Consider the following 11,904-nt stretch of genomic DNA (forward strand, 5'->3'; position numbering starts at 1 on the left):
GGCAGCGATCGCCGCCTATGCGCAGGAAGAAGCGACCGCCGCTCTCCAGCGCCCGAGCATCTATTCGCGATGCGCCAAGGACGGTCAATGGGAGCATAAGCCACTCCGATCGCACGAACCGTCGCAGCGTTGCGCACGGCTGTCGAGGCTTGGCGTCAGAATGGCCTGAAGGCGCTGTGGTGCCGCTATGGTGCGATGCATTCAGAGCGCCCGAGTAGCGCGACAATCCGGGAGAAGGCACTCTCACTTTGATTGCCGAGCTGCAAGCCCGTTGGTCTCGGCAATAGGTTCAGCTTTCGCTGATCGCAAATGATGATCTCAAAATGCGATGGGATACCCCGTTGATTTATATTGGCCATGCCGCTGTGTGCCTTGATATCATCCCTCAGTTCCTAATTGCGTCTAACTGGATCATTTAGGCGTCGCGGGTGGGCTAAAATTGTCTGTCGTAATGAAACTCTTGAAACGGAACACTTTGAGTTATCAAGGGATGAGGGCGTCGTAGCAAGGCCTAGACAGACTACGGCGTATCAGTTGCTCATCGCACAACGGGAGTACCAAATGACTACAGCTGAATTGCGATTTGAGGTCTCAGAATATCAAGAGCGCCTCGCCAAAACCCAAAAGGCAATGGAGCGAGCAGGGGTCGACTTGCTCATCGTCACCGATCCTGCAAACATCGGTTGGCTGACGGGTTATGATGGCTGGTCGTTCTACGTGCACCAATGCGCGATTGTTCGACTTGATGGGCCGCCGATCTGGTTCGGTCGCAAGATGGATGCGAACGGTGCAAGAAAGACGACCTATCTCGGCGAAGAGTGCATCAAGTTCTATGAAGACTACTACGTTCAATCTGACGACTTCCATCCAATGACCGTGCTTGGGCAGTTGATCACCAGTAGCGGATGGGGCTCGTCGACGATCGGCATTGAAATGGACGTGCCGTACTTCACCCATGCGGCTTTTGACGCCCTTGAGACGAGCCTTCCGAACGCAAAGTTCAAAAACACCACGCGGCTGGTGAAATGGCAGCGGATTGTGAAGTCTGCCCGCGAGATGGAATACATGCGCGGTGCCGGCAAAATCATCACTGCGATATACGAGCGCATCGAAGAAGTTCTTCGTCCGGGGCTAAGACAGAACGATCTCGTCGCTGAAATTTGCGATGCCGGTATCCGCGGTGTCGATGGATTTTGGGGTGACTATCCCGCCGCCTTTCCGCTCATTGGCGCTGGGGCGAATGCAGCGGCTCCTCATCTGACCTGGACTGATCGTCCTATAAAGCCACACGAGAGCATCTTTTTCGAATTGGCTGGCGTTTACAAGCGTTATCATGTCCCGCTGTCTCGAACGTTTTATCTGGGAAAGCCGCCCCGGAAGATTCTCGATGCCGAGAAGGCGATCCTTGAAGGAATGGGAGCTGGGTTTGAGCAGCTTCTTCCCGGCAAGACCTGCGAAGATGTGGCGTTAGCATTCTTCAAAGAACTTGCGCGACACGGCCTAAAGAAGGAAGGGCGAACCGGCTACTCAATCGGAATGGCCTACCCCCCTGGCTGGGGCGAGGCGTCGGCAAGCTTCCGTAAGGGCGATCACACGGAACTTAAGCCAGGAATGTGCTTTCATTTCATGTCTGGCCTCTGGTACGGCGACTGGGGTATCGAGATTACTGAAAGCCTCATGATAACCGACGGAAAGCCGGAAGTTCTGTCGAACAGCCCCCGCAAATTAATCATAATCGAATAATTCAGCTATGCATCGGCGACGTCGCCCCCGGTCAAAAGTTGGCTGTTCAACGGAGGGGTAGCATGCAGTCGGCTTGCAAAAGCGGGGCGGCGTCGCATCAGTGGCGTTCGGTAGAACTAAAGTGGGGAGCGCCCGCGCGGCTGGTAGCGGTGTCTGTGCCGGCACGACTCTTGGGAAAAACTGTACCAGCGGCCATACCTGGATTGCCACGTGCTCGCGTAGCGATTTTCGATAGTCATTCCGGCATTTCGGTGAGCCGATCTTGACATAGAGACCACCCCATCGATCCGGTCATTGCCTGTGTTCGTGCTCATACTGCTCGCCACCCTGGCCTCAATCCGCCCAAGCGGCTCAAACAGCTTCCAGCCGAAATGGATGCTTCTATAGGACCTCTCAATGAGCGACGTAGCTGACATTGTAGTCGTTGGAGCAGGAATGGTCGGGGCGGCGACCGCGCTCCAACTCCAGAGGCTTGGCCGTAAGGTCATTTTGGTTGATCGGCGGGAACCTGGATCGGAAACTTCTTATGGCAATGCAGGCGTTATTTCTGGCTTGAATATTCAAATAACAATCCCCAGGGAACCTCTGCAACTAGCGCAGCTTCTTCTGAACCGAGTACCGTATTTCCGTCAGAATCTATTTGCCCTTCCAAGCAATCTACCCTGGCTGTGGGCATTTTGGCGGGCGTCATCGGACTCGAATTTGTGGCGTATTGCCTTACAGTCTCAACCACTCTTCTCGACCGCGATTGCTGAGCACTTGTGCCTCGCGAGTCTATCACGTGCGTCTCACTTGCTGCACGATGTGGGATACCTTTCAATCATTCGGGACAAAACAAAGCTCAGTACAATCTCACGCGATAAGCGTTTAGCGCTTGCTTGTGATTATCCGTTCAGAATTATCTCGACGGAGGAGATAGCCGAACTGGAACCCTTTGTGAAACCAGGTGCGGCAGGAGGCCTGTATTGGCCCGGCACATATCATACGCCGGCTCCCGACCAACTTGCCAAAGCCTATGCGGAAGCGCTTGTGCGTTTCGGCGGTGAGTTCCGGCAGATGTCCGTCACCAATCTCGGGCGGCACAAAAGCGGTGCCTGGGATGTAGAGTCATTGAATGACACAATTCAGTCACGCAATGTCGTCATATCGGCAGGTCCATGGTCAAAGGGACTCCTGGAGCCACTCGGCTATAACTTGCCACTCGGCTCCAAACGAGGATATCATCTTCATTTTCGACCAAAAGACGGCGCGCACTTGACTCGTCCGGTAAAGGACGATGAGTATGGCTTTGTGCTTTCACCTATGAACCAAGGCATCAGACTGTGTGTTGGTGTGGAGCTGGATCACTTTGACGCGCCGGCAAGGGATATGCTTGTGCAAGGAGCCATTGGTCCTGCAAGAGAGCTATTCCCGATCGGTGAATCCTTAGACTCTACGCCCTGGCTTGGACGTCGGCCCACTTTTCCTGATCAATTACCGATGATCGGTGCAGCTCCTAACCACAAGGGCCTATGGTTTAATTTTGGCCACGGTCACTACGGTCTCACCCTTGGGCCAACTTCTGGAAAGCTGCTCGCTGAAATGATGGACAACAGAGTGCTCTCCATGGATCCAGTTCCTTTCGCGCCTCTTCGCTCGTTCCGACCGAGCGCCGCTCTGAAGTCAACGGGATAAGAATGTGGCCCCGTCGCGTCGTCGGCAGAACCGGCGGCACGTCGATGCGTCCGCGGAAAGCCGAAACGCGCGGCGCTTGGCGGATTTGCCTCGCTTGGCCCCTTCCACCCACGGAGGCGCCTCCAGTCGAACTCGCCGCGCCCGGTGCATCAGGCTTGCCTCGGTCAGCACGTCCGGTTGCTCTGTTAAGTGGCTAGCGAATCCGCAAAGCCATGATCTGGGCCAACGGAGAGTGGCAAGCTGGTAGCCGACAGAAATTCTTTGATCAAGCCGAAAGGATCAATATCAGAGGTAGCGATTGGAGAACGACTGAAGAGCCGCGGGGTACCCGCGAAGCGAGAAGAAGAAGTTTAACGGAACGGCCACAATGCCGCTCAAAGTACAACAGAACGTAAGGAACTTCGCCAGCTTGGAAGCGAACCCTTGAGTTCATTCTTTGGTGCTTCAACCATGATGTTTCAAAACCGACGTGCACTTGGAATTCTTGAGCTTGATGAAGGCGTGCAAGCCGAGAGTTCTTCGCTAGATCCGCGGCCCGGCGGCTTACTGAGCCCAACGACCTTTGATCACCCAATCGTGACGGAGCTCGTGGAGGGAGCATGGCCGGATATGGTCATTCGTGGTTACCCGTCGCTCGAAGGCGCGTGCGTGGCAGCCGCCACACGCTTGGTCGAACGAGGGGCAGCCGTGATTTCCTCTGACTGTGGTTTTTTCATCCGACATCAAGAGGCGGTCGCCGCTGCCGTCAATGTTCCCGTTGTGATGTCTAGCCTGCTCTTGGTTCCAACCTTGCTGCGACAGCTGGCGCATCCTCACAAGCTTGCCGTGGTGACCGCTGATTCAAGACATTTCGGGGAAGACCTGCTTAGGCTCGATAATCCGAGAGATCGGGCGAGGGTGGTCATCGGCGGCGTCGAAGGCGGCGAATTTCTCCGCAACGCTTTGATGCGTCCTGCAATCCGAACCGAAGTCGATCAGATTGAGAAGGAAGTTACCGCCTGCGTCACGCATCTTCGTGCTGAGCATCCTGAAATCGCAATGCTGCTGATGGAATGCACGGGGTTCCCTTATGTCACGAACGCACTCCGCCGCCATACGGGGCTACCCACCTATGACATTACGAACCTATGCCGGCTATCGCTTGCGGCCGTTTGCTCAGACTAACCTGTCTTCGCAAAGCGTTGCCTGGACGATTCGGGCGAAAGAGTAAGTCCATCGTGCGGTTAGATCCCTACAATATAAAAACTGTATTTGACGCAGCGAGAGTGAACCCCTAGCGTTCGCTATTTGGGTGCATAAGGTCGGCTGACAATGAGCGAAACACCATACCTGACGTTTGATCTCGACGCGCCTGGCATGTCCACGGGACATCTTGTTGTCCCCAAAGGCAACGACTGCGAAGCTATTTCGCTTCCGGTCTTCTGCCTCAATAAAGGGGAGGGACCGCGCCTCCTTGTCACTGGCGGAAATCACGGCAACGAATTGCAAGGGCCAATCCTGGCACGACGGCTTGTTGACTGGCTGCCCAAAGCGCAAACCTGTGGAAGCGTCATCATCGTACCGATGCTTAATCTGCCGGCGGTGCAGGCATGGAGCCAAAACTCGCCAATCGATGGCTTGAATCTTAATCGAGTGTTTCCCGGCCGCGCCGTCGGATCGATAACTGAACGCATTGCCGATGCGGTTTCGCGCCTGTTGTTGCCAATGGCCGACACGGTATTCGATTTGCACAGTTTCGGGCCGACATGGGATTTTCCACCAGCAGTCGTCACGCATCCCATTGGTGATGTGGATCTCATGGCCAAGACGCTTCAATTGGCAGAGGCATTCAAATTACCCGTGACATTGCTCTGGGAACACCCCGACACAAATGGAATGTTCGACACTTGGGCGCATAGCAAAGGCAAGGTATTCATTTGTACTGAATTCGGCGGCGGCACGGTCAGCTCCGAAGCGCTGGGGATCTATGAAAGCGGGCTACGCAACGCCCTAATCGCGCTCGGACTCGTAGAGGGAAAGGCCGAGTGTCCGACTTTCCGTCAACGGAAAGCCAGCAGGACACTTGAAACGCTCTTGTCTGACGAGCTGAAATCGCCGGCCCGCGGCATCTTCGAACCTCGCTGCTCCGTGCTGGATGAAGTGAAGCAAGGAGATCTCTTAGGGGTCGTTTATCCCGTGGAGTCACTGTCGGCTGATGCGATCGATATTCGCGCTCCCACTACGTCTGTCGTCTGCGCTGTAAAGTCTGGAATCCATGTCGACGTCAATCAAATGATAGCGATCCTTGCGAGGCCGCTCAAACCCTGAGCCTCAGTGCTGCACATCGATGAAAAATCAGCCGAGAATACTTGCGAGGGAGCCTTGGAACCGGGCAACCTATAGGAGGGCTCGTTGGAGATGAGACCTCGTCCGGCAACCTCACGAGAATTTTAACCACTGCCGGCTGTAAGGTCGGAGGGGCCAGCCGACGTGCATCTACAGATCGATCGCTGATAACAGGCTCTGGACTACGCTGGATAGGCCGTTTTGCGAACGCTAAGGGCTCAAAAGATAAAGGGTTGGATCTATTGATGACGAAGAGCGCCATGGCGCCGCCAAGACGCAACTTGCCGGGCTCGGCGTCGATTCACGCTTCCGCAGTGCCTATAATGCCGCCGGAATCATTCCTGCCAAGCATATTGCAAAGGCCACCATGGGTCATCAAACGACGCGATATCGAAGATTCGCCTCTGATCGAGTGCGTCGGGCACTTAAGGCGCCCGTCATTACAAGTTCGAAGCAAAAGACCATTGACTATCAATACCGATGGTGGCGTCACGGGCCGAAACGGTCGCCTTCAGAAAGGCGATCCGGGCGAGGGAATTAGGAATCAGCGGTTGAGGGAGCTTGTTCCTACACCCAAATTGCATACCGGAAAGACCTCCGTGACGAAAGCAAAAATCTACATAAATCAATTAGAAACGAGGAAATCAGCCAGCCAATCGCGGCCGATAAGTCTTGCTCGGCCGGCGCCAGACGATCCGGCGGGCCTGCCGGTTCTGAAGTTCGACACGTCGACCTATCACTACAAGTCCCGCCGCCGCGATCAGACCGGCATCGAGGCTCGGCTCAAGGACATTTGCGCGACACGCGTTCGCTATGGCTACCGACGTGTCCACGTGAGCTCATGCGGGAAGGGTGGGACATCAACATGAAGCCGACCTACCGCATTTACAAGGATCTGGGCTTGCAGCTCAGGAACAAAACACCGAAGCGCGAAGCTCCGGGACGGCCGCCAAGAGGGGCCCGAACGAGGTCTGGCGATGGACTTCGTCCACGATCAGCTCGCTACGGGCAAGAAGATCCGCGTGCTGACGGTCGTCGATACGTTCTCCGCTACGTGCCTGTGCTCGATCCCCGGTTCAGCTGTCGGGCCGAGACGTGGTCAGCGCTTTAGCAGGCTGTTGAAGAAGTGCTGGCGCGGCGGCTTTTGTCGTCGGATCACTTCTCGGTGGACGGGACGCTGATCGAGGCCTGGGCTTCGATCAAGAGCTTCCGCCGCAAGGACGGGGACGACAACGGCCCGGATGGAGCGGGGCGCAACGCTGAGCGCGGCTTTCATAAGGAGAAGCGCTCCAACGACACACACCAGAGCACGAGCGACCCGCAGGCGCGGCTCTACAAGAAGGGCGACGGGCAGCCGGCGAGGCTCTGTTATATGGGGCATGCGCTGATGGAGAACCGTCATGGGCTTGCGGTCGATGGTGGCATTACCCAGGCCAGGGGCACAGGCGAGCGTGATGCCGCTCTCGCCATGTTGTATCGCAGACCGTTGCGGCGGCGCATCACACTGGGCGCCGACAAGGCGCCTATGACGTGCGCCAGTTCATCAAGGGCCTGCGCGAGCGCAAGGTCACGCCGCATATCGCCGTCGGCCATCTGAGCAAAACCGGCAAGCCTCAAGTGACGGCGATCGATGACCGCACGAAGCGCCATCCGGGCTATGATGCCAGCCAGCGCTGCCGCAAGCGGATCGAGGAGGTGTTCGGCTGGATCAAAGCCTCGGCCGGCATGGGATGCGCCCGTGTGGGCGCGGCCTTCACCTTGAACTTGGCGGCCTACAATTTGGTCCGCTTGCCCAAGCTGCTGGCGGCTCCGATATGAGTGTCACCGGCCGCTGGCTGATCGTCGCGATGCCGACTATATCGGGCCGTCGCGGCATCATGCGCGGTGATCTTGCTCTCGATCTCACCGACACGGATGAGTGCCTGGTTCCAACGCGCTTCCAGTTCCGCCGCGACCAGCCGGTTCTCGGGATCGGCCGCGTCATATTGCCGGAAGGCCCGGTCGGCGGCGTAGCGGGCAGCTCAAGATCCCGACTGAGGGCGTCCCGGACCTGGTCACGACGATCGGCAGCTTGCGCCTCAGCTCCGGCAGCGGCAGCAATCGCTCCCGGCTCCACGACACGCAGGAGCGCTTCCTCAATCGCATCATCGACGCGCAGTCCCCCAAAGGCGATGCATTGCGGCTCACCATTGTCGAGCAGACCCCGCCAGCAGGAATAGCGCGGAATGTTGTGCTTGGTGCCCGTGTACCGCAGCGTGGGCTTGCGGCCGCAGCGCCGGCAGCGGACAAGCGCGGCAAGCAGAGCGTCGCCATGCTTGGGCGCCCCGTTGTCGCTCACCATCTTGCGGATCGCCTCTGCCCTTTCCCAACTGACATAGCCTTCATGGCTGTGTGGGATCAGCGCCAGCCATTCCTCGCGCGTCCTGCGTCGGATACCTGCTCGAACGGCGGATCGGCCAAATCCCGGCGCGACACGAGTTTTACCATAGGCGTAGGCGCCGCCGTAGATCGGGTTGTCGATCATGCGGTGGATGGTCGCATAGTTCGGCCTGCGCCAGACCACATCGCCGTTGTTGCGTTTGGCGGGCAAATCCAACCCATGCTCGAGGAACCACATCAAGGCCTGACGGGCGCTGCCGAGCTCAGCAACCTTGTCGAACACCAGGGTAATGGATTCCTGCACACGCCGATCAGGATCCTTCTCAAGACGATCGCCGACCTTCGCGAAGCCGACAGGAGCTGCCACGACGAGTTCACCGCGCCGGGCCTTCTCGTAGCGTGCGGAAAGGGAACGCTGGCGCAGAAGATCGAGCTCATACTCGTTGAGGCTCCCCTTCAGCCCCAATAGCAGCCGATCGTTGCCTTGCCGCGGCGCATAAACCGTCTCCTGGTCGACCAGCACGGTGTCGACGACGCGGCACATCTCGATGAGCTGCTGCCAGTCGCGGCTGTTACGGGCAAACCGAGACACTTCTCGCGCCGCAACCGCACCGACCTTGCCGAGGCAGGCCTCGGCGACCATCCGGTCGAAGCCGGCACGCGCGACGCCGCCGGCGGCAGAACGGCCGAGATCGTCGTCGATCGTCTCTACGCGAGACCAGCCAAGCGCCGTCAGGCGATCGCGCATCGCATACTGAAGCATGCTGCTCTCACGATTGTGCAGGACCTGATGGGCTGACGACTGCCGCACATACAGGATCGCTTTACGCTCCAGATGCTGCGGCCCAATCTTCTCATGCATCATGATCCGCGCACTCCCGTTGTACGGCACCCTCGCCGTCGACGTGCCCGAGGATCAGGCTGACCGTCAGCTTCGTCACTGATCGGCGCGTCGCGGCCGGCAGCGCCTGCCATTGCGGCGTCTGCCCCGTGTTGGCGTCGTTCGGCTTCAAGAACAGATCGAACTGGTATGTCGTGGGCTGGCGCGGCATGGACATCTCCCCGATTCGCGTGAGAGCCCAATGCTGCGCCCATCTCCGGCGATTGCGATGGGGCTCCGGTGTCGAGGAGCAGCTTCGCCAGGGTGCCCAGCGCGGCAAGGTCGACGTGCGGAGCAGTCGTGATGCGCCAACTCTTACTGAGGATCCGATCGAACATCCAAGCCGGGACCTCCAACCACCGATCCGAGGCTTGGCCGAAAACGCTACAGCAGAAGACTGCTGCGTCATTCCGATCGATCACTTCGTGAATATGGACTTGGCTACCCACCCAAGGATGCCATCGTAGAGAAGCTCGCGCTCCGGGCCGGTCCCGTGGGTGTTGCGTCGCTGAGTTGTTCAACGAGGTGCGCCCCCATGGCGCAATCGGGCACAAGGTTCCGATCTCGTTGCTCAATCCCGATGGCGCCGTCAGCCCGCCATCGTGAAACAGCCGGAAAACTCCACCTTCCGGCGGTCCAAAGAATGGTATCGGATCAAATCAGCCCGGAAGTTCCAGCCTGGGCGATCCAAAGACGGGGAGCAGCTCAACAAGGAGAAGAGTCCAGCTATGAACGAGGGCTCATCGGGGGCAACCTGACGTCGCCTGATTTCGTTCAAACGCGACGCGCTTTAGATCTCCGACCAGCGTCCGCGCACAGTCATCTCGCATCCAGATGATCGGCGGCGACAATCAATATTTGACCAATACGTGACGCACGTGAAGAATACGCCAGATTTAATGATCGGCCGCCATGCCTATCCTTCCCTTGTGTGACCACTCGGTAGCACCATCGAGTGTGTTGGCGCCAGACTAAACAATTAAGAGATACCGAAATAGGATTTCTGATGTCCCGGAAAGTCATTGTCACCTGTGCGGTCACCGGAGGGGGGGGCGCGGTTCTTGCGAAGCATCCAAATATCCCCAAAACGCCATCGCAAATCGCGGAAGCTGCACTGGAAGCTGCAAAGGCTGGGGCTGCGATTGTGCACATTCACGTCCGTGAGCCTGACACGGGAGCCCCATCAAACCGAATTGAGCTCTATGAACAGGTTGTTAAGAAGCTTAGGGACGCGGCGACGGACGTCATCATCAACTTAACCTGTGGAATGGATGGTGAACTTGAACTTGATTCTTTGAATCCTTTAAAAATAAGGAAAACTAGCACACTTAAGGACGCAATTGGACGCTGCTCCCATGCCGTCAAACTTCAGCCAGAGCTTAGCACCCTAGATTGCGGAACGATGGCTTTTGGTGAGCGGATTTTTGTTGCGCGTATGTCCGATCTGCGACAGATGGCGGCACTCATGCGCGAGGCTGGTGTCAAGCCCGAGCTCGAATGCTTCGATTTAGGCCACATCGAAGTCGCTAAGAAACTCATCTCCGAAAACATAATTGGCAGCCCGCCCCTTTTCCAATTTTGCCTCGGCACAGGTTATGGCGCTCCCGCTGTGCCGAGCGCTGTGCAGGCGATGCGTGAGATTCTCCCTTTTGGGGCAGTCTGGGGCGGATTTGGCTGCGGGGCAGATGAAATGCCGATGGTTGGACAGTTGGTGCCAATGGGTGGGCACGTTCGGGTGGGTTTGGAAGATAACATCTATCTCCGACGAGGGCTGCTGGCATCCAATGCCGAGCTCGTAGACAATGCGGTTGGGATCATTGAGCGCATGGGCGCCAGCGTCGCCACGCCTGCCGAAGCACGGTCAATTCTCGGCGTCAAAAAGCGCGGATGACCGCACTGGGGTATCCCATGCAGCGAACGATGATGGAGGCCAGAATGACGTCGCAAATCGAGAGCTGCCTTGGAATTCTGGGTTTGGAACCTGCCTTGCCACCCGGCGTGACGCCGCCGGCGCCGCCGTCCGGCTCGCTGTTTAGTTCAGCTACTTTCGACTTTCCCGTCATATCAGAAACCGTCGAAGGAGCTTGGGCGGATGTTGTCATGCTGGGCGAACCTGCGCTCCAGCCGGCTTTTGTGACAGCAGCTCGGAGGCTCGTAGAGCGGGGCGCGGTCGTAATCACCTCGGACTGCGGCTCTGCTGTCCGGCATCAGGCGGCGGTGGCTGCGGCTGTAAGCGTCCCGGTCGTAATGTCCAGTCTGCTCCTAGTGCCGACGCTGCTCCGCCAACTGCCCCCCAAAGCCAAACTCGCTGTCGTCACAGCTGATTCACGAGTGTTTCGAGATGATTTGCTTGGGCTCAGTGATCAGGCCGACCGGGATCGGATCGTCATCGGCGGCATTGAAGGCGGTAAGATTTTGGAAAACGCGTCCATGCGTCCGCCGCAACCGACCGATATCGCCGACATTGAGAATGATGTGGCAGCTTGCGTCGCCCGGCTCCGCGGCGCACATCCGGAGATCGCTGCGTTACTGTTCACGTGCACTGGATTCCCGCCGATAACGCCGGCAATCCGTCGTATGACAGGGCTGCCTATCTACGACATCACAACCATATGCCGGATGACGCTTGAGGCCCTTGGCGCCTAATGTTGTCATCGCTTCAGGTTCTTCGGGTTTTCTCGCAGCCCACCTGAGAAGTCACTCTCCAGATCCATTGATATGAGGTAAACTATGCGCGTCGCATGCATTGGCACAGGAACCATAGGCGCGAGCTGGGTGGCATTGTTCATTACTGGCACGCATGAGGTGACCGCATGGGACCCGGCACCGGGTTGGCAGGATCGTCTATTGGCCGCCCTCGACCGCTACGAGCCGCAATTGCGAGAGCTTCAAATGCCAACTGT

At 57.6% G+C, this 11,904-nt stretch carries 9 protein-coding genes and 2 pseudogenes; 9 read left to right on the top strand and 2 right to left on the bottom strand.

The window, feature by feature from the left end; translation table 11 throughout:
- Nucleotides 1-561 precede the first annotated feature (561 nt).
- The 6 genes and pseudogenes from LB568_RS32395 to LB568_RS32420 all read left to right on the top strand — a co-directional run.
- Nucleotides 562-1,743: a M24 family metallopeptidase gene (locus tag LB568_RS32395; protein ID WP_064994943.1), complete on the top strand. Its 1,182-nt coding sequence runs from the start codon at nucleotides 562-564 to the stop codon at nucleotides 1,741-1,743.
- A gap of 396 nt (nucleotides 1,744-2,139) precedes the next feature.
- On the top strand, nucleotides 2,140-3,417 hold the full coding sequence (locus LB568_RS32400) for an NAD(P)/FAD-dependent oxidoreductase (protein ID WP_084016100.1): 1,278 nt from the start codon (nucleotides 2,140-2,142) through the stop codon (nucleotides 3,415-3,417).
- Nucleotides 3,418-3,867: 450 nt separating this feature from the next.
- Entirely contained in the window at nucleotides 3,868-4,581 is a 714-nt protein-coding gene (locus LB568_RS32405) for a hypothetical protein (RefSeq protein WP_064994929.1), read from the top strand.
- A gap of 147 nt (nucleotides 4,582-4,728) precedes the next feature.
- Nucleotides 4,729-5,724, top strand: a complete 996-nt coding sequence (locus LB568_RS32410; RefSeq protein ID WP_064994928.1) for a succinylglutamate desuccinylase/aspartoacylase family protein — start codon at nucleotides 4,729-4,731, stop codon at nucleotides 5,722-5,724.
- A gap of 708 nt (nucleotides 5,725-6,432) precedes the next feature.
- Nucleotides 6,433-6,835, top strand: a pseudogene (locus LB568_RS32415) (IS3 family transposase); the annotation flags it as partial.
- A 42-nt stretch (nucleotides 6,836-6,877) separates the two neighbouring features.
- Nucleotides 6,878-7,560, top strand: a pseudogene (locus LB568_RS32420) (transposase); the annotation flags it as partial.
- Here LB568_RS32420 and LB568_RS32425 read toward each other — a convergent pair.
- Both LB568_RS32425 and LB568_RS32430 read right to left on the bottom strand, forming a co-directional pair.
- Complete coding sequence (locus LB568_RS32425) at nucleotides 7,496-8,986, bottom strand: recombinase family protein (RefSeq protein ID WP_224656313.1); 1,491 nt, start codon at nucleotides 8,984-8,986, stop codon at nucleotides 7,496-7,498. The pseudogene LB568_RS32420 and the gene LB568_RS32425 sit on opposite strands and share 65 nt — an antisense overlap.
- Entirely contained in the window at nucleotides 8,976-9,173 is a 198-nt protein-coding gene (locus LB568_RS32430) for a hypothetical protein (protein WP_064994942.1), read from the bottom strand. The genes LB568_RS32425 and LB568_RS32430 overlap by 11 nt, the downstream gene beginning before the upstream one ends.
- Nucleotides 9,174-10,007: 834 nt before the next feature.
- On the opposite strand from LB568_RS32430, the gene LB568_RS32435 reads away from it, so the two are divergent.
- The 3 genes from LB568_RS32435 to LB568_RS32445 form a co-directional block, all read left to right on the top strand.
- Nucleotides 10,008-10,892: a 3-keto-5-aminohexanoate cleavage protein gene (locus LB568_RS32435; protein ID WP_064994923.1), complete on the top strand. Its 885-nt coding sequence runs from the start codon at nucleotides 10,008-10,010 to the stop codon at nucleotides 10,890-10,892.
- A 44-nt stretch (nucleotides 10,893-10,936) separates the two neighbouring features.
- Entirely contained in the window at nucleotides 10,937-11,647 is a 711-nt protein-coding gene (locus LB568_RS32440) for a hypothetical protein (RefSeq protein WP_181170840.1), read from the top strand.
- An 84-nt stretch (nucleotides 11,648-11,731) separates the two neighbouring features.
- A partial coding sequence (locus LB568_RS32445; protein ID WP_246676731.1) for a 3-hydroxyacyl-CoA dehydrogenase NAD-binding domain-containing protein occupies nucleotides 11,732-11,904 on the top strand: 173 nt, incomplete at its 3' end.

The sequence above is a fragment of the Mesorhizobium sp. B263B2A genome (assembly GCF_020165775.1).
GTDB classification, from domain to species: domain Bacteria; phylum Pseudomonadota; class Alphaproteobacteria; order Rhizobiales; family Rhizobiaceae; genus Mesorhizobium; species Mesorhizobium opportunistum.